At 54.1% G+C, this 23,815-nt stretch carries 17 protein-coding genes and 1 pseudogene; 3 read left to right on the top strand and 15 right to left on the bottom strand.

Annotated elements, in window-relative coordinates:
* Positions 1 to 1,196 (bottom strand): annotated as a pseudogene (locus tag PAT3040_RS38945) (FAD-dependent oxidoreductase); the annotation flags it as partial.
* 118 nt (positions 1,197 to 1,314) lie between these two features.
* Between PAT3040_RS38945 and PAT3040_RS22690 the strand changes: the two are divergent.
* On the top strand, positions 1,315 to 2,130 hold the full coding sequence (locus PAT3040_RS22690; protein ID WP_108994500.1) for an AraC family transcriptional regulator: 816 nt from the start codon (positions 1,315 to 1,317) through the stop codon (positions 2,128 to 2,130).
* Positions 2,131 to 2,135: 5 nt separating this feature from the next.
* Here PAT3040_RS22690 and PAT3040_RS22685 read toward each other — a convergent pair whose 3' ends face one another.
* The 8 genes from PAT3040_RS22685 to PAT3040_RS22650 all read right to left on the bottom strand — a co-directional run bounded on the left by PAT3040_RS22685 (position 2,136) and on the right by PAT3040_RS22650 (position 13,139).
* The gene (locus PAT3040_RS22685; protein ID WP_108994499.1) at positions 2,136 to 3,029 is read right to left on the bottom strand and encodes an ABC transporter ATP-binding protein; all 894 of its coding nucleotides are present in this window, start codon (positions 3,027 to 3,029) and stop codon (positions 2,136 to 2,138) included.
* 3 nt (positions 3,030 to 3,032) lie between these two features.
* Entirely contained in the window at positions 3,033 to 5,912 is a 2,880-nt protein-coding gene (locus tag PAT3040_RS22680) for an ABC transporter permease (RefSeq protein ID WP_258235109.1), read from the bottom strand.
* Between the two features lie 75 nt (positions 5,913 to 5,987).
* Positions 5,988 to 7,025 carry an efflux RND transporter periplasmic adaptor subunit gene (locus PAT3040_RS22675; RefSeq protein WP_181376775.1) on the bottom strand — a complete coding sequence of 346 codons (1,038 nt, stop codon included), beginning with the start codon at positions 7,023 to 7,025 and terminating at the stop codon, positions 5,988 to 5,990.
* Positions 7,009 to 7,629: an ABC transporter ATP-binding protein gene (locus PAT3040_RS22670; RefSeq protein WP_373863968.1), complete on the bottom strand. Its 621-nt coding sequence runs from the start codon at positions 7,627 to 7,629 to the stop codon at positions 7,009 to 7,011. The genes PAT3040_RS22675 and PAT3040_RS22670 overlap by 17 nt, the downstream gene beginning before the upstream one ends.
* 682 nt (positions 7,630 to 8,311) lie before the next feature.
* Entirely contained in the window at positions 8,312 to 9,265 is a 954-nt protein-coding gene (locus PAT3040_RS22665) for an AEC family transporter (protein WP_108994497.1), read from the bottom strand.
* 401 nt (positions 9,266 to 9,666) lie between these two features.
* Positions 9,667 to 11,511, bottom strand: coding sequence for an ABC transporter ATP-binding protein (locus PAT3040_RS22660; protein WP_108994496.1), 1,845 nt, complete (start codon positions 11,509 to 11,511; stop codon positions 9,667 to 9,669).
* Complete coding sequence (locus tag PAT3040_RS22655; RefSeq protein ID WP_108994495.1) at positions 11,508 to 12,176, bottom strand: PadR family transcriptional regulator; 669 nt, start codon at positions 12,174 to 12,176, stop codon at positions 11,508 to 11,510. The genes PAT3040_RS22660 and PAT3040_RS22655 overlap by 4 nt, the downstream gene beginning before the upstream one ends.
* A gap of 60 nt (positions 12,177 to 12,236) precedes the next feature.
* Complete coding sequence (locus PAT3040_RS22650) at positions 12,237 to 13,139, bottom strand: dihydrodipicolinate synthase family protein (RefSeq protein WP_108994494.1); 903 nt, start codon at positions 13,137 to 13,139, stop codon at positions 12,237 to 12,239.
* A gap of 160 nt (positions 13,140 to 13,299) precedes the next feature.
* Here PAT3040_RS22650 and PAT3040_RS22645 point away from each other — a divergent pair, with 160 nt between their 5' ends.
* Together PAT3040_RS22645 and PAT3040_RS22640 are read left to right on the top strand one after the other, a co-directional pair.
* Positions 13,300 to 14,226, top strand: coding sequence for a DUF2268 domain-containing putative Zn-dependent protease (locus PAT3040_RS22645; protein WP_108994493.1), 927 nt, complete (start codon positions 13,300 to 13,302; stop codon positions 14,224 to 14,226).
* Positions 14,201 to 14,950 (top strand): MerR family transcriptional regulator, encoded by a 750-nt coding sequence (locus PAT3040_RS22640; RefSeq protein WP_108994492.1) that lies wholly within the window; start codon positions 14,201 to 14,203, stop codon positions 14,948 to 14,950. Before PAT3040_RS22645 ends, PAT3040_RS22640 begins: the two co-directional genes overlap by 26 nt.
* A 70-nt stretch (positions 14,951 to 15,020) precedes the next feature.
* On the opposite strand, the gene PAT3040_RS22635 is transcribed toward PAT3040_RS22640, so the two are convergent.
* The 6 genes from PAT3040_RS22635 to PAT3040_RS22610 all read right to left on the bottom strand — a co-directional run.
* Positions 15,021 to 16,865 carry an ABC transporter ATP-binding protein gene (locus tag PAT3040_RS22635; protein ID WP_108994491.1) on the bottom strand — a complete coding sequence of 615 codons (1,845 nt, stop codon included), beginning with the start codon at positions 16,863 to 16,865 and terminating at the stop codon, positions 15,021 to 15,023.
* Positions 16,849 to 18,750, bottom strand: a complete 1,902-nt coding sequence (locus PAT3040_RS22630) for an ABC transporter ATP-binding protein (RefSeq protein WP_108994490.1) — start codon at positions 18,748 to 18,750, stop codon at positions 16,849 to 16,851. Before PAT3040_RS22630 ends, PAT3040_RS22635 begins: the two co-directional genes overlap by 17 nt.
* A 52-nt stretch (positions 18,751 to 18,802) precedes the next feature.
* Positions 18,803 to 19,792 carry a carbohydrate ABC transporter permease gene (locus PAT3040_RS22625; protein ID WP_108994489.1) on the bottom strand — a complete coding sequence of 330 codons (990 nt, stop codon included), beginning with the start codon at positions 19,790 to 19,792 and terminating at the stop codon, positions 18,803 to 18,805.
* A 17-nt stretch (positions 19,793 to 19,809) separates the two neighbouring features.
* Entirely contained in the window at positions 19,810 to 20,664 is an 855-nt protein-coding gene (locus PAT3040_RS22620; RefSeq protein WP_087566086.1) for a carbohydrate ABC transporter permease, read from the bottom strand.
* Positions 20,657 to 22,951, bottom strand: coding sequence for a DUF5696 domain-containing protein (locus tag PAT3040_RS22615; protein ID WP_108994488.1), 2,295 nt, complete (start codon positions 22,949 to 22,951; stop codon positions 20,657 to 20,659). Before PAT3040_RS22615 ends, PAT3040_RS22620 begins: the two co-directional genes overlap by 8 nt.
* On the bottom strand, positions 22,948 to 23,815 hold an 868-nt coding region (locus tag PAT3040_RS22610; protein ID WP_146200518.1), incomplete at its 5' end, for a Yip1 family protein. The genes PAT3040_RS22610 and PAT3040_RS22615, both read right to left, overlap by 4 nt.

Genomic DNA, 23,815 nt, shown 5'->3' with positions numbered 1-23,815 from the left:
CCCGTCCCCGCCGCTTCGCCGATGACGGCGCAGGTCGCCATGACCCGCGTCGTGCCGAACGCGATATGGGACGCGCTGATGTTCCGGCCCGCCATCATCATGTTCGACACGTTGCGCGAGTAGAGCGAGCGGAACGGAATATGGTAGATGCCGTCCATATGGAAGTGTTTCGACCCTTTGCTCTCCGCGTACATGCCTTGGGGCGGATGCAAGTCGATCGACCAGCCGCCGAACGCCACTCTGTCCTCGAACGGAAGCTGCGCGACCACGTCGTTCTGGTTCAAAATGTAATCGCCCTCGAAACGTCGGTACTCCCGTTTGCCCGGCAATGCCCCGACCCATTCCAGCGTAAGCGTCTCGGCTTCGAACTTGCCCGAATTTTTAATGTAATCCCAGATGCCGTAAATAACCGCCCACAGCTCGTCCCGGATCTCTTCGTTGTCGTGGACCGTGTCCTTCTCTCCGCCCCACTCGATCCACCAGTAATGGCATCCGGAATCGCCGCTGCGGATGACGCGTTTTAGCGGAATGGAAGTTTGCGTAATATCCTTGGCAAAAGACGGGGCCAAATACCGAACCGGTCGTCCCGTATCCTTCGTGTAAAAAAGTATCGTGCTGCCCAGCGTAATATTGTCCCCTTGCTCCGGCGCCCATGCTTCGCCGAATTCGTCATGCGCCTCTCGTCCGATACGGAACGCCGCGCCCGCCAGGAAGCCAAGCAAGCCGTCGCCCGTACAATCCAGGAACATAGGGCTAATGAACGTGATGCGACGTTCGGATCCCGCCATCCAGCCGGTAACGGACTTAATGATCCGATTTTCCCCGCCGCCCGCAATCGCCTCGGCGTCAACCTCATGAACATCCGTGTTCAAATACAAGTCAAGCGTTGGTTCCGCTTTCACCTTCTCCAGAAGCAGCGCGTCCCAAAGATAAGGATTGCCTTCCGGATTACGATACTGATTCTCCACGAACAGTTCGCCCATAATCCCGCTCTCGCGGGCATAACGGTTGACGCCATGTCCCGTGGCGCCGCATACCCATACGCGCACCTCGCTGCTGGAATTGCCACCAAGCACCGGTCTATTTTGTACGAGCGCTACTCTCTGCCCCAGCCTGGCTGCCGCGATCGCCGCGCATATTCCGGCAAGCCCCCCGCCGACTACCGTTATGTCATACGTTTTCGTTTCTGTTCTCATCTCTTGCACCCTCCATTTCTGCGTATCCTTAATTTCATGTTATACTAACATCGACACGTATAAAATAGATTTTATTTCATAATGAATATCCAAAATTTCAAGATAGGAGGATCATGCCTTGACATCCTCATTCCGCATGCCGGCGCTAAGCGGGCATACCTTCTGGAAATCCAAAAGCCAATTTCTTCTGGACGTCGATACGTACGAGGACTGGGCGCTGTTTCTTGTCGAACATGGCTCCTTCCGTTATCTTGTAGGCGAATCAAGCGGCGTAGCTTCCGGAGGTGACTGGATTCTGTGTGCTCCGAACACGCCTTTTCAACGCGAAGCGCTGACAACGCTCGACTTTCACTTTATTACATTCGCGTTAGAGCCTTCGTACGATGTGCAATCTGAGCCTCCTTTGCCGTCGGGCCGTTATCGTCCGGAAGAAACGCCGCGCCTCAGAGATACGCTGAACCAGCTTCGAGCCGGCATCCATGCCATCCATCCCGCCTATGCTCAGACGCTAAGGCAACATTGGATAAATGAGCTCTGGCTGCATCTGTACGCCTCCGTCCACGAAACGTCGACCGGGCTTATGCGGCAAACCGCCGACCCGCTCATGAGCCGGGCGTCGGAGCGAATCAGGGAGCAGGCGAACAGCCCTTTCACATTAAAGGAGCTGGCCGCCGAGCTCGGATTGACGCCCGTTCAATTCACGCGCCGCTTTCGCGCTGCATACGGTCTCAACCCGCTTCAATTCGCAACCGATATCCGGATGCGAATCGCGAAGAAGCTGCTCGCCGAGACGAATCTGACGCTCGACGCCATCGCCGAGCGTTGCGGCTACGAAAACGGCTTCTACTTGAGCCGGATATTCCGGAAACAAACGCAGACAACCCCTTCCGAATACCGGAAGGAGTCGCTGAAGGCCAGGCCGATTTTGTTGTAGGTTTTTTAGTTCTCCTCTTCTTCGCCTTCGGGAGGCAAAAGCATGATGCGCCCTTCGCTTAATTCTACGCGAACCTTGTTGGTGTTTTTTACGCCGATGGATTCCAGGTAACCTGCCGGCACCTGAAGCCTGCCGGCTTTGTCCAGTATCGCATATTCCACATGCGACTCCTCTTCGGCCGCTTGCTCCAGCTCCAGCGCCGCCAGTTCTTCGACGTAGGAGCGCTTGCGCAGCATCTCCGAAGAAATCTTGCCATCGCGTATCGCCGCGACGCGGTCCACTTTCTTCGCCAGCTCCGGATCATGCGTGACGATAACGATCGTAATGCCGATGGAACGATTAAGCTCGCGGAACAGGTCTAAAATCTGATTCGACATCTTGGAGTCGACGGAGCCGGTCGGCTCGTCGGCCAGAAGCAGCTTGGGATGATTCGCCAGAGCGATGGCAATAGCGACCCGCTGCTGCTCCCCTCCTGATAGCTGATACAGCTTGTTGTTCTCGCGATGGCTCAGTCCTACGGCCTCGAGCAGTTCCTTCGCTCTCCACCGTCTGCGCCGTCCCGTTAACAGGATAGGGAGCTCTACATTTTCGAGCGCGGTGAGATACGGTATGAGGTTGCGGGCATTATTTTGCCAGACGAAGCCGACGCTCTCCCGCTTGTAGCGCACAAGATCGCGTTCGGTGAACTTGAGCATATCCTTGCCGTCGACGGTCAGCTTGCCCGCCGTTGGCCGATCGAGTCCGCCCAGCATATTAAGCAGCGTCGACTTGCCGCTTCCGCTGTTGCCGATGATGGCCATCAGCTCCCCCGATTCGATGTGGAGATCGAGACCTTGCAGAGCGAACACCTCGAGATCGGCTGTTTTGTATATTTTTACAAGTCCTTCGCAATGGATCATCGACTAGTCCTCCCCTAGCTTAAGCGCTTGATGCACGCGCAAGCGCGACAGCATATACGCGAGAATGCCCAGCCCGATCAGCAGCATGAGTCCTACGAGAATATAGATGCGGATATAGTCCGCAGTTTCGAACTTGACCATGAACGGCGGTACCAGACTGCTGGGATTGAAAGCGATCTGGAAGTTAGGCACATACAGCTTGCTCGTCAGATTGCCCACGAGAACGCCGAGAAGCACGGCCATACCTGATGTGAGCAGCTGTTCTACAGCCAACATGGCAATCAGATTCCGGACCGATAAGCCGATAGCTCGCAAAATGCCGTTTTGCAACGTTCGGCCCCGCAGCGACAATACCCAATAGAGCAGGAAACCGACGAAACTGACCAGAATCGCCAGGACGAAACCAAGCGTAAGCACGCCGTTTAGCGCGAGCAGGAATGGATCGTTTTTGGCCTGGACCAAATCTTCTCGCGTATTGACAATACGGGAGACCGACAGTCCACCCTCCTCGATTCCCTCATAAACCTCCGACGTCGATACATCTTCGCCAAGCTTGAGCCACACATCGTATGGCTCAAGCGCCAGCTGCACCTGGATGCGCGGCAGATGCCCAACGATCAGCATAGGAGCGTTGTCGGCTGCCTTGTCGCTGACGTTGACGGAACCTAGCGGCGGGTTGGGATTAAAAGTCGGGAAATAATCAATGACGCCGTATACCTTAAAGGGCTGCTGGGAAACCTCCTGCCAGCCAATCCAGATCGTGTCGCCGGGCTGGATTTCTTTCTGCTCGGCAAGCGTTCGGGAGATCAGGACGGAGCTCGTATCCGGCGCGATCAGATTCAAATAATCATTTAGCGTATAATCCAGCAAGCCGTCGCGGAACCAGGTCGTCATACCGAATTCGTCGGTATCGATGCCGATAAGCGTTGCCGTGCCGGATACCTCGTTGGCGTAAAAGCCCGCATTCTTCTTCGTAAATACCTTGGCCGCATGCTCCACGCCGGGGAGCTCGCGGAACGGCTCGAACGCCGGCTCCATGTAATGGATCTGGGCCGGCGGCGTTGCGGGGGCGCCGCCCGGTGGCCCGCCAGGGCCTTCCGGCGGGGGCGCATCGTTTACCCAATTGACGCTCAGCACCATGTCGGCGCCGTTGCCGTAACGTATCCGGTCTTCCATATTGGAGTTGATCGTCCGGGCCGCGGAAGCACTGAATACCCCAGTTGCAATCGTCATAATCAGGAAAATCATAAGGAATTGATACTGGCTGCTGGAGCGTCCGACCTGGATGAGCGTCGCGTATAACGACGGCGGCCACCACTTCTTGCCGATCCAGTAGATCCCTTTAAGAATCCATGGATACAGCCTTAGCAGAAGCAATCCAGCCCCCATAATGAACAGCGCCGGCACGATAAATTGCAGCGGGTCGATCGCCAGATCCTTCGCGCTCAGCCCCAGCGCCTGCAGATCCGCCTGCCGCTTGCGGAATGTGTACAAGCCATAGATCGCCAGTCCCAACGTCATGACGTCCAGAAACATTTTGTGCCATAGCGGGCTGCCCGTCAGCCTTGCGGATTGCTGCTTATGATTGACGATGCTGACTCGCGTCGCGAGCACGATCGGAATGATGACGATGACGAGACAGGCGGCGGCTGCGATCGCGGCAAACCGGTATGCCTCTTCCGTAATCCGAACGGGCAGACCAACCCTCTGCACGAAGGCCAGAAAACCGTTCGAAGCGCCCAACATTTCCGTTAACACCGCGCCTAGCAGCGGTCCAAGACCGAATGCCACGCCGCATAACAGCAGCCCCTCGGTCATATAAGCACCGATCACTTGCCATCTCGAGGCGCCGCGGCTGCGGAGTACGGCAATCTCGTTTTTCTGCCTTCCGGCGATCAGATTGGAAACCATGAACATATAAAAAGCCAGCATGAGCAGAATCGGCACGTTCAGCGCCCACATCAGCGTACGCAGCTGCTCCGCTCTCTCTAGATAAACGCTGATCGTATTTAGCGCACGAGTCTCCGAGCCCATCTGGTACAACGCGAAGCTCTTCATGATCTCGGCTTTCATGGATTCGTGCGCCGTTACAAACGGCTCAACCGTCTGCAGCTCCATCTTCGTATAGTCCATGACGACATACCATCCAGCCGCGCTTAAAGGCAATTGTCCCTCGCGCAGCAGCAGGCGCTCCCCCGTCTCGAACGGCATGAGAAAGGCGCTGTTCATGTCGCTCAGATTACCGTAGCGGAAGTAAGGATCGTCATCCTCCGTCTTCCGTATAACGCCAACCGGCTTCAGCTGTACGTTGGCCGCCGCTTTCTTGTCCTCGATGACGAATACTTTGTCCAGCACTGTCTTGTAGTGGCTAAGTCCGTTTTCTGTCAGAAGCACCTCGTAGACACCGTCGACCGGCACCTTCGAGGGCAGTCTCCCGTCCTTAAGCGTCACATGCTCCTCCAGCCCCTCGTATGACTTGATGGTCACCCATTGCTGGTTGTCATCGGAGAGGGGATTGGGATCATCCGCTCGTTTCATGCGGAGCGACATGGATTGGAAACTTCCCACAAGCTCCCGCACGGGCAGCCCGAACGAGCTTGCGCCCGTCGTGCGCACGTAATCGTCGATTCTATCGTACTTATTGTTAATCTGCTCCGGCGTCTCCTTCGTAACCATTACATTGGAGTAGTGCGTACCCGGGTACTGACCCGAGTTGGTCTGCAATTGTTCCAGATCCTTGACCAACATGCGGGACAGTACAGCCTCGGAGTAGATCGGCATGCTGCTGACGAGCGCCACGGAGATCAGGATGCCCATGAACAGGCTGCCGAGCAGCCACTTGTTCTGCACCATCTTGCGTATAATCATGACGAATAATGCCATAGACAAGTCACCAAGGCGTCCGGCAATACGAATTCGCCGATATTCGCGGCGATCCGTATGCTGCCGCAGCTCGCGCTACGGTAGCACGATCAGCATGCCTTCCTCCAGCCCTTTCGTAATTTCGATATCCGTCGATCCTTTGATTCCCGTCTCTACGTCAACCTCTCGGATCTTGTCGCCTTCCTCCAGAATCCGCACGAACGTGCGCCCCAGATAGCTGCGAAGACCGCTGCGCGGAATAATGATAACGTCGCTGCGTTCCTGCAGCAGCACCTTTACATCCGCGCGCGTGCCGATTTCCGCATCATCCGGCAGCTTCTCGAGTTCGACGAAAACCATCTTGGCGTTACGATCCTTGGTAATCGGGTCGTCCGAATACGGAGCCGACGACGGCGTCTGAGTCACTTTGCCCTCCAGCAGAACATTGCCCGTGAACGTCAGCTCCGCCTTGGAACCAACGTTGACGAGGCTGACGTCCGGCGAACCGTCCGTCTGGAAGGCGATCCGCAGCTTGCCGGGATCCGCTACGACGACCAGCGTCTCGAATTCGCGGACGGCATCCCCCTCTTTAAGCTCGGCTACATATGTCACTTGACCATCCATCTCAGCAGTTAGCAGCTTGCCAGTAAGTGCTGCCGCCAGCCTCTCGTGTCTCAGCTTGTCGATATCGTACTGAAGCTGGGCAACTCGAATCTCGTCCTTGTCGCCTGCATCCTTGGCCGACTTTAGCGCTTGACCGGAGCGAACCAGATTCAGCTCCATCTGCTTTAGCTCAATGTCCATATTGCCTGTATCCAGCCGTATGAGCGGGTCGCCATTCTTGACGATGTCACCCGCCTTGACAAGCACTTCCTTGACTACGCCTCCTCCAGCCTTGAATTGCACCGTATCGGTGAAAAAGGACTCCAGCGTGCCGTTCCCGCGAATTTCCTGCGTAATTCTACCCTTTACAACCTCGACGGTCCGGTAGTTTTCCTGCGGCGGCTTGACGAGCGGAGGCTTGAGCGGCGCCTCTTCGGCTGGCAGCAGCGAACAGCCTGCAAGCGACAATGCCGCAGCCATCGCAGCCGTCAGGACGACGATTTTGCTTTTACGTTTAGCTCGAAACGACAATGACACCATCCTCCAATTCGTACACGCGGTCTACGATCTCCATAATGGCGGGGTCATGCGTCGTCATGATGATAGTCATTCCCGCCGTCTCAACCAAATCGCGAAATATTTTCATAATTTGCAGCCCCGTCCGGCTGTCCAGCTCCGCCGTCGGCTCATCCGCCAGCAAAAGCCTCGGCTTGTGGGCAATCGCCCTCGCGATCGCCGTTCGCTGCTGCTCGCCCCCCGACAGCTCGAATGGACGATGGGACATGCGGCTTTTGAGCCCAACCTGCTCCAAAGCTCCCTCTGCCGCCGACTGTCGCTCCTGAGCCGGATACCCGGACACTCGCAGCACGAACTCAACATTTTCATAAGCAGACATTAATGGAATAAGGGCGAACGACTGAAAAATAAGCCCCATCCGCGTTCTACGGACGCTGTCCCGCTCCTTGTCCGACATCCCCGTCAGGTCATGACCCTCGAACAACACTTGACCGCTATCGGGCCGGTCTAGCGCGCTAAGCAGATTAATGAGCGTCGTCTTGCCGGATCCGGAGCGCCCCTTGAAGGCGATCAGCGCCCCCGAAGGGATGGCGATGTCGACTCCCTTCAACACTTGCACGGCCGCTGATCCGCGCCCGAACGACTTCGTGATACCGCTTCCAATTACAATATCGGATACCGCGGGTACGCTCTCTATCGCTGCCCCCTCCAATCCTATGTTGCATTATCATCTTTTTCCATTTTATATCCGTACTGGGACTTACACAATATCAAAAACTTCAGAATTGGTGTGTAATTTATCGATCTTAAGCAATGATTACTAGAACTTCACAGCGATTATCGAATAAGGTGCTGGATAACTCATATAATTGAATGAAAGGTAGAGACTAGGTCGATGCCAGCGACTTAAAACTCGGAATATGTGCTACTGGTGGGAATTAGATCGGTGCCAGCGACTTATAGCTCGCAAAATGTGCTACTGGTGGGAATTAGATCGGTGCCAGCGACTTAAAACTCGGAAAACGTGCTGCTGGTGGGAATTAGGTCGATGCCAGCGACTTAAAACTCGGAATATGTGCTACTGGTGGGAATTAGATCGGTGCCAGCGACTTATAGCTCGCAAAATGTGCTACTGGTCGAAATTAGATCGGTGCCAGCGACTTAAAACTCTGAAAATGTGCTACTGGTGGGAATTAGGTCGATGTCAGCGACTTGGAGCCCAAAAATTTAGTGTCCGAAGCTATTATCTCAATAGAAAAAGCATCCCCGGCCAGGCAGAACCGGAAATGCCCTCTACTTATCTATGGAATTTGGATATTTAAGAAGAAGATGACGACTGTAATCGTAAGTATGCTGAGCAACGTCGATAAAAATACCGCCTGCGAGGCAAACTCCTTCTCATTGTCGAACTCGACCGCGAGCAGCACACTGCTCAGCGACGTTGGAACTGCCGAAGAGACGATAAGCGCGGCAGTCGTAAGTTTATCCAGCGGCATGAATCCCACGATGTTCCAGAGCGATATGATTCCCCAAGCAAGCAGCGGACCCGCCGCCAGCCTCAGCACAACAGCTATGGAGACATCGACGGCGAGCTCACGCTTGATGCGCCACTCCATACTGCCTAATTGAACGCCAAGCGTAATGAGCGCCGTTCCGAAAAATGCGTTCGCCAAATAGGTAACCGGCATTTGGAGAGCATCCGGCACCGGAACGTTTAGCCATCTGAGCGCCAACGCTCCCGGAATTACATAGATAACCGGCATCGACAGAATGGTGCGCCATACTTGCTTCATGTCCGCTTTATGAGCATTCACGTTGTAGATGCCCCATGTATTCGGGATTAGCGATTGGACGACCATTACGATAATTTGAACCGCCAGCGTGTGACTTAGCCCCCCGAATGCCAGTTGATTGAGCGGAATACCGTAATTCGCGCTGTTGTAGAAGAGTACACTGTTTTTCATGGCGCTTCTCATGCTGGCCTTGTAGCCTCTAATTCGAATGACGATTTCGACGATGGCGTACTGCGCGAACATGAATAGCAACAGAAACAGGAACACCTTGCCGATTAGCGATACCTCGAGCTTCTGATTGTACAGCAAGTTAAACATGAGCGCGGGTGAAAACAGATAAAAGTTCAGCTTCGACAGCGTCTTGATATCGAGCTTGAAAGCCCGCATCAGCACGATGCCGAGCCCAATCAGCACGCCCATGGGCAATACGTTGTTCGTCAAAACATGCATGAAAACCGTCATGATGATCTCTTCTTTCCAAGTCGGTGATGCGCTAAGCATGTCAGCGTGATGAATGGGCCAGCCGTGCAATTGCCGCTATCGGCCTTAGTTCCCCTCCAACTTCGAGGCAAACCCTTCCCCGTGAGCCTTCCTCCATCTACGACGGAAGATCCCCAATAAAGTCTACCAGCATAAACGACTCCTGACTATACTTTTGGCCAAATTCGCTTGCGAAAAAAACATCCTGGCCGCAAATGCACTGCATTCCCCTTTCCTTGCCAAACATAGTCTGACAGATTTACTGCGTTCTATATTCGATGCTCGTCCTCATAAAGCTAAAGCTCAACGTCTACCTTCCTCCCCCGAACAGAACCCGCCTTCTGATCCTCGGTACCGCTCGACTCCAGACTTGCCCCAGTCTTCTACCCAGCACCGGCACCTGCTTCCGCTTGCGGAAATTGCAACTCGTACAGTTGGCTATATCGTCCTTGAATGCGAAGCAACTCTTCATGCGTGCCGCTCTCGAGAATGCGGCCCTGTTCCAGCACGTAAATACGATCGGCCTGCTGAATGGTCGACAGTCGATGGGCGATGACGAGGCAAGTGCGGCCCTTCAGCAGAACGGCGAGCGCTTCCTGAATGTGCTGCTCCGATTCCGAATCGAGCGATGCCGTCGCTTCGTCGAGGATAATAATGCGCGGGTTTTTCAAAATAGCTCTTGCGATGGAGATACGCTGCTTCTGCCCTCCGGACAGCTTAACTCCACGTTCTCCTATTCCCGTCTCGTAGCCGTCCGGGAACGCGCTGATAAATGTATCCGCATTCGCTGCTCTCGCAGCCGCGATAACCTCCTCATCGGAGGCGTTCGCGTTGCCGTAACGGATATTTTCGCCGATTGTTCCGTTGAACAAGACGATGTCCTGAGACACGATGCCAATCTGTTCTCTTAGCGACTCCAGCTTAACATCCTTCAAGGAGTGCCCGTCTATAGTGATGTCGCCCGACTTCGGATCGTAGAAACGCGGAATCAGATGCGCGATCGTCGTTTTGCCGGAGCCTGACGAACCGACCAGCGCCGTAATGCGTCCCGCTTCCAGCTCCAGATTGAAGCCGCTCAGCACCTTCGCATCTCCCGAATAAACAAAATCCACATCGCGGAATACGATATGCCCGCGTACCGGCGGAAGCACAACCGCATCCGCCTTCTCCACGATATCCGCCTTCGTGTTCATCACTTCCATGATGCGCTCGTAGGCAGCTGCGGATTGTTGAACCGAATTAATAATGCGGCTGAAGTGGCGAATCGGATTCTGCAGCAGCCGCAAATACGCGATAAACGCCACGATCGTGCCGACGGACATATCGCCCCTCATCGCCAGCCAAGCTCCGAACACGAGAACGATAGCCAGGCCGACGAAGTTAAGAAAGTCGATAATCGGCTCGTAAGCGGCCCTCAATCGGACAACCTGGATGTTGGCGTCCATATTGATACGCGTCCTTTCGGAGAACCGTTCGGACTCATATTCCTCCTTCGTGAAGGACTTGATCAGCCGAATGCCGGTCAACGAATTCTGAAGATGGTCGCTGACGTCCGCTACCGACTCCTGAACTTTACGGAATGATGAACGCATTCTCTTGCCGAACAGTCGAGTAGTCATAATCATAAGCGGGAACGTCGCGAGCAGCAGCAGCGTCAGCCGCCAATCAATCCACAGCATATAGACGGCAATCGCCGTAAAAGTGAAGAAGTCGGTGAATAGCTGCATCATGCTCGAGGAGATCAACTGCTGCAGGATGCCTACGTCGTTCGTGACCCGCGACATCAGATCCCCGGTGCGGTTGCGATCGAAGAAGGCGATGTCCAGATTCTGCATATGGCGGTACAGATCGTTGCGGAATTTATAAAGCACGGTCTGCCCTATGGTCGCCATCAGCGACGTGCTTAGGTACCTCAGCAAACCAAGCGCCAGAGCGGAGCCCAACACGCCTGCTCCGATGTAGATCAGCTTGTCGTACTGCTTGCCGGGGATAACCTGATCGATCGTATACCTCGTAAGCTGCGGAACGATAAATTCCAGCAGCGACACGCAAATGACGCAGATGACGGCCAAGGCAATCGCGCGCCACACTTGGCGCGCATGTTGATAGATGCGGGCGAACATGCCGTATACGCTGGCGGGCTTCACCTTCTCGCCTGTGCCGAATCTCCCCATGCCCATTCCTCTGCCGGGACGGTAGGCGCCTGTCGGATTGGCATTGCCGCTCATACCGCTCCCTCCCCGGGATCTCTTCCCGCCACATCGCTTACAGATTCAACAACGGCTCCCACGATCTCGGAATCCGTCTCCCCCGTAATCCCCCGCAGTTCACTCCTCAATGCTGCAAGCGTCTCGCGAAGCCGCGTTGCAAGGGCTGCGTCAGCAAGCGCCGCCCGTTCCGCTGCCTTGAGCAAATGAATCAGCTCCTTGCCGGCAGGCGTCAACCTTCGATTGCGTCGCACGCCGCCCGGTTCTGTCGCTTCGCGCTCCTCGTCCCGCCCCTCTCTCTCGCGCGACCTGGTTTCCCATTCCCCCGACGCGCCGACTTCGGGCGATTCGGGACGATTCAGCTCCTCTTGCAAGTAATCCCTGCCTTCCTCAGTTATTTGAAAAACGCGTTTGCCATCCTTCTTGAACGGTTCGATCAGGCCTTGATCCCGCAGCATCTGCAGCGTCGGATAGATGGAGCCCGGGCTGGGCTTATACGTGCCGCCCGACTGATCCTCAAGCGCCTTCATCATTTGATAGCCGTGCATATTCTCGTGCGAAAGCAGCTCCAACAGCGCATATTTCACGCCGCCTCTGGTGAAGTAGCGCCTGCCGGAACCGCTCGTGTCGCGTTCGTTGCCCAGATGGAGAAACAATCGTTCCTCCGGTTGCCAATGCTCGCTCATATCGCGAACACCTCCAATGCGATATATCGTATTATATTGAATTCTATACGATATATCGCATTATGGCAATGAGATTTCGTTTTTCAAAATAGAAAGAATATTTTTCAATTCTTGACGAGCAACCTCGTCTAATCCTTGCAGTGGCAAGGGAAGATTGGGAGTGTCGGTTAGTCCCTGCATTCCTGCTATTGTTGCAACTACGCGTAGACTTCCATACTTTTGAAACATCTGCCACAGTGGTTCAAGGCGTTTAGATTGATTATCTGCAGACTCAGATAACCCAGCTAGAGCCGCTCGTGTAATTCCTAAGCATATATCGGGATACAAACCACCAAGAACAGAGTACCAAGCATCACATCCGGCATTAAGGCCCGTCGCACCATAAGGATCTCCGCTAACACCAATTGTTACATCCCTTGGAAGAAGGGTACGTAATTGTTTCACTCTTTCCTTAGCTGTATCTAATTCATTGGGAACTCCAGGTATCTTGATAGAACGGACTTGTTGTAAACTTGCTATTTTACCATGTAGTTCATCACTGAATCGAAAGTGAGTAGTAGTTGGATTATCGTACACACACAACGGCACAGACAGTGATTTCGAAACCATTTCATACAGCGAATACACCTCAATATCAGTTAATTGCTGATAGGAAACCGGAGCAAGAAGCACACCACTCGCTCCTGCCTTTTGAGCGTCTTCTGCTAATTGGCGTACTTCACGAGTTCGCAAAGCGCTAATTCCAATTACGATAGGGATTCCTTCAGAATATTCGACTGCAAGTTGAGTAACACGTAAACGTTCTTCACGACTGAGATAAACATAGCTACCAGTCGAGCCTAATACTCCAATCGAATCTACTTTTGCTGAGGTTAGACGTTTTAATAGACGAGTAAAAGCCACTTCATCTATTCCTGTTTCATTCATAGGCGTTAAAGGAAATGCAGATAACCCAGTAAACATATTAATCACCCTCCCTTATTTACCGCGTAAATCAAGACAGTTAGAATACACATGTTCTTTTATTATAAAGGCTATTTTCAACTTTGTTGTTGATAGTTCTTGACTCTAACGTTAGGTCATAGTGCATAATTCTCACTATAAACGACTGGGAGTGAGAGATATGAACATAATAACATTGCGTTCAGACCATATTTATCAAAAAGTTGCCCAAGCTTCGCCCGAGGAAAAACTTGAATTATTCAGAAACGAAATGATGGCTCCTTTTATGAAACAATGGCAAATTCAACAGATGCCTTTTAGAGCCGAAGACGCGAATGGTTTTGACGTTGTTACGTTTAATAGTATAATGCATCGATCCCCTGATCAGATTACTGGGCAGATCTCGCCTGAGGTTGAGTTGATTTCGTCAGATTCTTTTTGGTCAGAGTGTGAGCACGCTGTAAGGAAAAGCCTCCGTCTATTTATAAAACATGAAATAAGTCTCCCCGTATCTGAATATTTGTTTACCATTCAACTAGGGAATCCAGAAAACCGTGCCTTAACAATAAACGAAGGATATAGCGGCTTTGGGGGCATTCCTGGTTTTATCTGGGGTACGCTCTTGCCAAATGAGTACACGCTTCCTCGAATGAAGGCTGCGCTGGCGCACGAATGCAACCATAATGTGCGATATCAATTTATTCAGTGGGATCACACCGTTAATTTGGGCGAGCTCATTGTAAGTGAAGGATTAGCTGAAAACTTTGCTACGTTCATGTTTGGAGAAGAATTGCTCGGCCCTTGGGTAACGAAAACAAACGCAGACACACTTAACAGGCGCATAAAGCCTGTCCTTAGAGAGCAATTGCAATTAACAGGGTTTGATAAATTTGCTCCGTATCTCTACGGTGACGAGATCGCCAAACTTCAAAACTTTGAACCGGTCAATATGCCTTATAGTGCTGGCTACGCCTGTGGATATTATTTAATCCAATATTATTTAAGAAAAACAGGAAAAACGATCTTTGAAGCCACAATAACACCTGCTGCTCAAATACTAGACGAAGTAAAAGGATTTTGGGATGAAGAAACCATTATTAGCTGTTAAAGATATTGTTCAGATTACAGGCATTACAAGCCGGACCTTGCATTATTACGATAGGATTGATTTATTTAAACCGACACATCTGACGGAAAAAGGGTATCGCTTATATGATCGAAGCAGTTTGGAAAAACTTCAAACTATTTTGTTCTTAAAGGAAATGGATTTTTCCTTGAAAGAAATTGCGGACATTTTAAAGCTGACCAGGCAAGAACAGAAACAAATATTAAAGAAGCAAAGTCAAACCTTATTATCGAAAAAACAAAGACTAGAAACCATCTTGGTAGCTCTCGAAGATTACGTTTCGGGGAATGATATTAGTCATTTGCAAATCTTCAACAGTTCTTCCGTTTTGCCATTAAAAGAACAATACGCAAATGAGGCGAGATTCATTTATGGTGAAACAGAAGCGTATAATGTGTTTAATGAAACGTTGGATAAACTATCACAAGATGAAAAAGATGAACGTTTTCAATCGATGGAGGAAGTATTCAAGCAAATTGCGTCTTGTGTTGATCAGCATCCTTCCTCCGATGAAGTTCAGCGATTAATCGAGGAGTGGAAAAAAATTCTAATGCAATTCATGCCATGTGATACAGAGTTACTGGCTTGCATTGCCGATACTTACAAATTCGATGCACGATTCAATAACTACTTTAATCAATATAGCAATGAGAATTTAGCAGATTTTCTACACAGTGCTATTATGCATCATATATCTCAATCGTGAACTAAACGGTCCCCAAAATGGAACGGAGGCCCTCTGGCGAGGACCTCCGCACGTTCCGTTTCCTATCCTTCTACCTTGATTGAACGCTCTCCTTCGCGGCAGCGTCATGCTCCCCCTGGGAATGACGATACAGCTCCTCGTAATAGCCGGCCACGTCCAGAAGCTCTTGATGCGTCCCCTGCTCTACGATCTCGCCCTTGCTCATGACCAGAATGCGGTCCGCTCCCATAATCGTCGACAGCCTGTGGGCGATGACCAACGTCGTTCGGCCGACGGCAACCAGATTCAGCGCATTCTGAATCAGCTGCTCGGTATGGGAATCGAGATTGGCGGTCGCTTCGTCGAGAATCAAAATTTTCGGCTTGAACACGATGATCCGCGCGAAGGAGATCAACTGCCTCTCCCCGGCGGACAACCCGCTGCCGCGTTCGGACAAGCGCGTATCGTAGCCATCCTTCATCCGCCCGATAATCTCGCCCGCTCCGATAAATTCGCAAGCCTTGATGACCTCTTCGCGGGATATGCCGGGATCGAACAAACGCACATTGTCGAGCACGGTGCCCGAATACAGGTAGGGCTCCTGCTGTACAAGCCCGACGATCCGATGAAGATCCCGCTGCGGTATCTCCCTCACGTCGTGGCCGTCAATGAGGACGCTCCCCGCGCTCACGTCATAGAAACGGCATAACAAACTGATCAGCGAGCTTTTGCCCGCTCCGGTCGTGCCGACAATGCCGACCAGTTCTCCTGCGCTTACATGAAGATCGAGGCCCTTGATAACGGGCGCTCCGTCGCCATAGGCGAATGTGACCCCGTTGAAATCTATTTTCCCTTTTATCTCTTCCCTCTTAAAGGGAACGGTCTCCGCCTTGTCGTCCACTTCCGGCTTAATGGCGAAGATGCTCCAGACCCGATTGATCGCCACCGTGGCGGACTGCAGCGTATTCCATTGCTGCGTAATCGTATTGATCGGCTGGAAGAACATGCGAATGTACGTGATAAAAGCATACAACACGCCGAACTCCAGCTCCTGACCGAGCACGGCCCGGCCTCCGAGCCAGACGACGAAGGCGATCGCGATGTTGTTCAAAATCTCGAACGTGCGGTTGAATACGACATTGGTCCGGATTTCCCTTACGTTCGCGCGGAAATAGGAATCGTTCCGCTCCCGGAACTGCCGCTTCTGCTCCTCCTGCTGATGAAAGACCTGGATCAGGTTCATCCCGGACAAGTTCTCCGCCACGAAAGCCACAAGGCGGGACAGCCGGGTTCGGGCCATCTGATACGTTTCGCGCATGAAGGAACGGAAGGCGATCGCGATGCCCGCTATAATCGGAACGAGAATGAGGCAATACAGCGTCAGCTGCGGGTCGAGCTGGAACATCAGCACCAAAATGAACAACAACGTCAATCCGTCGCGGAACAAGCTCAGCACGACCTGGTTAAAAAATTGGTTGATCGCCTCCGTATCGCTGGATACGTGGGTAATGAGGCTGCCGCTCGGGACGCGGTCGAAGTAGGACATCGACAGCTTGCCGATATGCGCGAACAACCGCTTACGTATGCTGGCGACGATGCTTTGGCCGGCCTTCTGGAGCAAGTTATTTTGCAAGTAGGAAAATATTAAACTTAATAAGGATAAAGCCATATAAATGCCGCAAACGAGCAGCAGCCCCTTGTAATCGTTCCTTCCCGACATCAAATTATCGTCGATCGCGATCTTGACCAAGTAAGGCTGAAGCAGCTCCGCCGTAATGGCGATAAGCGTACAGACGATAAATCCCGCGAACGTCAGCCGATGTTCTTGGATATAACCGGATAACGCCTTGAACGTCGAGATGTACTTCGGCTTGACCTGAGGCGCGGACAGATCGGCCTTCTGGTCCATCTGCCAATTGTTAATGGCCTGTGCCATTCCGCATCGTCCCCTCTTCCTGTATGTCGTGCAGCGTCCGGTACAATCCGTTCTTGGCCAGCAATTCCTCATGGGTGCCGCGCTCCACGATTGCGCCTCCGTCCATGACGACAATGGCGTCCGCATGCTTCAGAGCGCTGATCCGGTGGGCGATGACGATCGTCGTCTTGCCCCGGCGAATCTCGCGGATCGTCTCCATGATCTCGGTCTCGGTCACGGCGTCCACCGCGCTGACGCTATCGTCCAATACGAGAATCGGCGCATCCTTAATGATCCCCCGGGCCAGGCTGGTACGCTGGCGCTGTCCGCCGGACAACGTGACGCCGCGCTCGCCGAGCCGGGTTTCGAACTTGTCAGGGAACTCGATAATATTGTCGTAGACCCGCGCCAGCTTCGCCGCCCGCTCCACTTCGGGCAATTCCGAGTCGCGCTTGTAGAACGCGATATTCTCCCGAATGGTAGAACTGAACAGGAAGCCGTCCTGAGGCACGTAGGCAATGCCCTCCCGCAAGCTCTTGAGACTGAGACGGCGAACGTCCTCCCCGCCGATCCATATCGTGCCCGGAGGCGGATCATAGGTGCGGAGCAGTAGCTTCATGAGCGTCGTCTTGCCGCTGCCGGTTCTGCCGATGATGCCGAGCGTCGTGCCGGGAGCTAGGCTCAGGTTAATATCGCGCAGTACCTCCCGCTGAGCCTCCCCGCCACTCGAGTCATTGCCGCCCGGTCCGGGCTCCCGCTTGCTCTCCGCCACGGAGGCACTCCGGCCCTTCTTGTCACCGGCGCCCGGCACGCTGTCCGCCTTCATCTTCCTCTCGCCTTCGATAGCCGTCTCAGACTCTCCGTAAGCGAATGTTAATCCCCTTACCTCGATGCCCGTGCCGGAGGTAGAATCCAGCTCAAGCGCTTCATCGTCCTCGGTGATGTCCGGCCGCTGCGACAGCAGATTATTAAGCCGCTCCAGCGAAGCGCGGGCCCGCTGCACGACGTTGATGACGTTGCCGATCTGCTGCAGCGGGTTCATCAGCATGCGGATATACAGCGTAAGGGCGACGAATCCGCCTAGGGTTATCGTTCCGTTGATCGTCAGGTACCCGCCGAACGCCAACGCGATAATCAGCGACGTCGCCCCGAGGAAAGGGACAAGCGACTGGAAGAAGGAGGAGACGCGAACCAGGCTGAGCTGCCTGCTCCGAATGCGGTCCACCGTCACCCCGAAACGCGCCCCCATTACTTCCTCGACGGCGAATTTCTTCGTCACGCGAATGCCGCCGAATTGCTCCTCCGCCGATTCCGTCATCGCCCCGAGCGCTTCCTGCACGCCCATCGAACGTTTTTTGATCATGGGTCCGAACCAGGCCACCACGACCGGGATGAGAAGCAGCGGGAAGATGCTGGCCGCGACCAGATAAAGCGGAACATCCGTCAATAGCAGCATAACGACGGTTGAAATAAGAAGCATCGACGCCCCTGCCGTCTGATTCACGCCCATGGAGATCGACTCCCTCACGGCCGTGACGTCGTTCATGAAGTAGCTGAGCAGCTTCCCGACGCCGTTGCGGGAGTAGAACCGTTCGCTAAGCCCCGCGAAATGAATAAACAGCTTGCGTCGGTTCATAAATTCGAAGAATCGGCCCGTGTACATGACCAGATATTGCGCGAAGCCGCCGATAATCGCGTACCCCGACCCGATCGCAAGCAGAATCCAGCTGTACTGGATGACAGAATCCAGCGTCAGGACTCCTTCCTTCAGCTCGTCGGTGAAATTTCCCAGCACGCGCGGGAAGTTTACATGCACGATGCTGGCAATCAGATGGAGACTGATGGACAAGACGTAATACAACCAGGTTTTACGGAAAAAATCGGCCAAAATGCGTTGTGAATCCAACCTCTGTTCACTTCCCGTCTCAAGGGCGTGTATGCATACACGCCCTAAAAAATTATTCTACCAGCCCCGTTCTCTCCACGCCCTCCACGAACCACCGCTGAGTGAACGCATACAGCACGAGCAGCGGCAGAATGATGAGGAACGCCGCTCCCATTTTGACCGGTTCAAGGAAGGCTCTGAGTCCTCCCTCCTGCGCTTCCATCGCCAATTGGGCATTCAGCTTGGATAAGCCGACGGACAGCGGAACATCGGATGCGCCGAACATGTACATGGATGGGAAGTAGGCATCGTTCCACGCCCATACGAACGAAAATAAAAAAACGACGATGATCGCCGAACGCGAAATGGGAAGCATGACCCGAAAGAAGATGCGAAGCGCGCCGGCTCCGTCGATGCGGGCCGCCTCCTCCATCTCCTTCGGCAGCGTAGAGAAAAACTGGCGGAAAATCAAAACAAACAATGCGCCCTTGAGTCCGTGTCCGAATACCGCCGGCACGATAAGCGGCCAGAACGTGTTGATCCAGCCCAGCTCCTTGAACAACAGGATGGACGGCAGGATCGTCACCTGAGGCGGCATGATGAACGTGAACAACAGCGCGGCGAACCAGAACCTTTTGAACGGAAAATCAAGACGCGCGAACGCGTAGCCGGCTACGGCGCAGGAAAATACTTGCAGCACGGCCGACAACGTCGATACGTTCAAGCTTACGCCAAAACTTTTCGCATAGTCCAGCATTTCTATCGCTTCCGACAGATGTCCTCCGTATACGCCCGTCGGCACCCAGATAACGGCGGGGTCCAGCAAATCCGGCGCTCCCTTAATCATCGTGGTGACCATATAGAAGACGGGCTTCAAATAAATAAAAGCCACGTCGATCAGCAGCAGGTACATAAGAAGGCGAAACAGCAGTCCTTTGTCCGCCTCCCTGCCTAGCAGCTTAAACTTCAGCCCGGCGAGAATCCCCTTTCTGCCAAACCCGGCCGGAGAGGACCCGCGCCTTGTCTTGATCCACGGTATACTTTCAAGCGACAGCTTGGCCATAATGCCCCTCCTCTCTATCATTGACGTCTAGGCGATAACGAAGCATTGATTCGCGTGTAGATCAGCAGCGCAAGCGCAACGAACAGCAGCACGATCATGAAGTAGATCCAGGCAAGCGCGCTGGACAGACCGTAGTTCTCCGTCGTCACCTTGCTGATGATGGGGTTGGACGGATACGTAAACAGATCCACGATCGTGAAGATCACGTTAAGGAAGATAAAGGGCACCATGCCCGGAAGCGTAATCTTCCAGAAGGTGCTCCATGGATCGGCGCCGTCGATGCGCGCCGCTTCGTACACGGTTCGCGCGATGGTCTGGCGGCCGGCGAGGAAGATCAGAATCTGGACGCCGGAGTACCAGAGCACGAGCACGAAGGAGCCGATGACATTGCCGATCGGTCCCGCCCAGGAAGGCGGCAAATAGCGGGCAAGCATATAATCGATCCGAAGCGACGAAATAATGCCGAGGGACCCTTCGCCCTGCGCGATGAATTCGCCGATGATCTGCCCCGACGCAAAAATGACCGGCAGGAAGAAGATGACGCGGAACGCCGTTCTTCCCGCGAATTTCAGATTAAGCAGGATCGCGATCATCAAAGAGAACACGATAATGATCGGGATCATGACGAGCGCTTCCCTAAGGAACGGCACCAGATCGTCGTAGAGCAGCCCTCCGTCGGCGAACAGAATCTCGCGATAATATTGCACGCCGATGGGAGTCGTCTGCACGCCCGTCACCGTAATCCGCACCTGATGGAAGCTCATGTACAGCGAATAGAAGAGAGGGAACGCCACGAACGCGAGGAAGCCAATGATCCACGGCGCGATAAACATCGAGCCTTCCAGCTTGCGTTGCGCCGTCTTCTTATTCATAGGCCTTCCCCTCCTTCCTGATGTCTACCTTCCTGATGGCGAAATCGGATGCGCCTACGACGTAGCCGTCTCCTTGATATGGCTCCGCGTTGTAATTGACGATAACGGTTTGACCGTTTTCGTAGACCGTTTTCTTGACGCCCGGCGCGAGAGTCGCATGATCGACGATGAACGCGTCCTGGACATCGCGCAGCGCCTCGTTCAACCTCTCGTACTGTTCGGCCGCCACGTCGATCCAGTCCTTGTAGTTCATGCTGTAATACCAGACGGAATAAGCCTTTTTAAACGCTCCGGACGCTGCCGCCGTGAACACGTAAGCCGGGTATGCTCCGTACTCCACGCTCTTTAAGTAATCGCTCCTGTATTCGTCGCGCAGGTTCCCCCACTCCGATGTATACGTCACAAGTCCATGCAGGGCGATCTGGGCGAAAGGAACGGCTTCGTCTACGAAAATATCGTAGGAATAGTCGTCGGCTATACGGTGAATATGGGAAATGTCGGGAAGCGAATAAAACGAAGCGTTCTCCGCAGCTGCATATCCGATCCCATCCGCCGTTGCGGCGAGCACGGCTTGCTGGCCGTCCAGCACCTCCGACCTCGTCGCCCGGTTGCGGCTGTTGAAGTCGGTATTCAGCGAGCTTCCTATGCCGCCAGTGAACAAAATTCCGTCCACGCCCAGCTTCCCGTACTCCGGCAGATCGTCCAGCGCTTCACGGAATGAATAGAGCGGACTGACGATCGGCACATCTTCTTCCTTGGCCGGCAGCGGCTGATAGAGCAGCGTGCCCGCCAAATTCCGAAGGCCGTCGTTCAAGCTCCAGAAGCCGCCCCGGCCGCTGTTGTTGAGCGAGTAGTTGGCGGCCAGGAGCAGCTTGCCGCCGAGCTCGCCTGCCGTATTCGCCAGCGACTCCAGCCCCTTGTTGCCGCCGATTCTCCGATCGGCCGGGAGCAATCCGCCGTGCGAGCTGTAGCCGTAGCGTTGCCAGCCGTGATAGATGGCCGTAATGCTGCCTATGCCCGCATCCGTCAGCTCGCGCAGCATCCTCTCCGCTTCTCCCGTCGTCGTGCCCACGATGTAATCGTCCCATAGCGGACCTTGCTTCAGATCCGCCGCCACGATGTCGGCGAAGAACGGAATGTCGCCGTCCCCGGACGGCAGGCGCTGCAAACCGCGTTCCTGAATCAAATAATCGCGGAATTTCGCGGCCATGGCGGGATAGCCGACATCCTCTCCCTCCAGCAAGTAATAACGGACGCTCCGCTCCGCGGCTTCGAACCGCTCCTTGCTGAACGTGTAGAAACCCTCGACGCCGCGGCGGTCGGTGCTTTGGAAAAATTTGATTCGGTACTGCCACTCCGCCGTGATCCAGTTGCCGTTGCCAAGAGAGCCCGCCGGCGCCGCGAACAGCTTGGCGTATTCCTCGCCTTCCGTCAGCACGCCGAGGAACGACTGCTCCCCCGACTTGAGGCCGAAGACGGGCATCTTGACTTCACTTCTGTTCGTCACCTCGTTGTAGAAGGCCAGATCGGAGCCATATACCGGCTCCCGATAGACGGACTTGTCGTTGCTCCGGTTCTCGTCGAAGCGGGCAAGCGCGCCGGATCCGTCCGGCAGCAGCAAGTAACCTTTCTTGTCAATCGACGGCTGCGAGCCGAACATCGGGTACGCCTTCAGGTTTAGAAGACTTAGCGCTTCTTCCGTAATTCCGCCGTCTATGATCTTCACCTCGACGTAATCCCCCCGAAGCGCGACCTCAACGGGAATCTTGAAGCCCGTAGATTTAAAATGGTAGGTCGCGCGGAAACCGTCGTCCAGCTCCTCGAACTCCAGGACGCCGCGCTCTTCCATCCAGTTCGTCAGCTTCGTCTGCGACTTGGAGCTCGAAGCGTCGATGTATTCCAGCATGACCGGCGACAGCAGATTGCTGCGCCAGACGCCGCTTGTCGTTTCATCCCCCCAGTAAGCCGGCTCCGGGAAGGATCGCCAGACGTTGCCGCTGTTCTTGCTCTCCGCCTTAAAGTGTCCCGTCTCCGCGTCGGCCCATAGAATAAGGGAAGCCGACTCGGCTACCCTCGCGAAGCTTTCCTCGTTCGGCAATCTGGGCTCAATAGGAGAGGATTGATTCCTCGGAGAGGAAGCCTCGTCTTGGACAGCTTCCCCGGCGGCTGTTGTCGCGTTGCCCTGCCCGCCCGCTGTTCCATCGCGCTGAATCAGCCAGAACATGGCACCGAGAAGGAGGATGATAGCGACGCCAACCGAAACCAATGCCAGTACCCTCCGTTTCATCGAATGGCCACCTCCTGGTAGATGGAATAGATAAAGCCGACCAATTCGCTGGTCAGGCTGAACGTGATAAAGATGAGAATGGCCATAATGAACATGGTGAGCACGGTCAGGAACAAATTTTTGACGGTCTCCCCGACGCTGTAATTCTGAATGCCCTGCACTTGCCAGAACAGCAGCAGTCCCGCCCAACCGTACAAGCCATATTCCAGAAATCCGTAGATAGACGCTTCGTTAAGCGTCATGACTCCGGACAATAAGGTGAGCGGCACGCCGACGATCGCGAAGGGAAACATCGCATACGCGCTCGCCGTGTAGACATCCCGGAATCGTCCTTCCCCTTGATTAAGGGAGCTGACCAGGTAGCTGGCGACGACGAAGCCCAGCCAGACGACCGTGAATTGCAGCAGCGGCGTCAAGACGCTGGCATCCACTATAATAGAAGGATTATAGATGAAGTTCGTGCCGGAGCGAATGAAACCGTACGAGGCAAGCGCGATCAGCAGCACCGCGCTCCCGCCGGCCACGCTCCCCTTGCCCTCGTGCCTGATGCCGTAGAAGCCGTCAAGCGGGTGGCGAATCAGATACGACACGATGCCTAGCTGCGTCGACACCGCCTTCCATCCTCGCCAGAATTCTCTCCGCTTCCGGGCACGCCCCTTCCCGTACCGCCGTCCCAGCTTCTTGGCCAGCAGAAAGATCAGGAAGAAGACGATGGCGGCGTTCATGAACAGCCCGAATTGGTTTTGGAACCACAGCAGTCTGTTCTGCCAGAAGGAATCGGAGTAGCCCTGCGCGAGGCCGATATCCTTGAACAGCCTTTGCGCCTCGGCGTAATCTCCGCGCTTGTAAGCAGCCTTTGCCAAT

This window comes from Paenibacillus agaridevorans (assembly GCF_003112455.1).
Taxonomy (GTDB): Bacteria; Bacillota; Bacilli; order Paenibacillales; family Paenibacillaceae; genus Pristimantibacillus; species Pristimantibacillus agaridevorans.
This window is presented reverse-complemented; position numbering and strand designations above follow the sequence as displayed.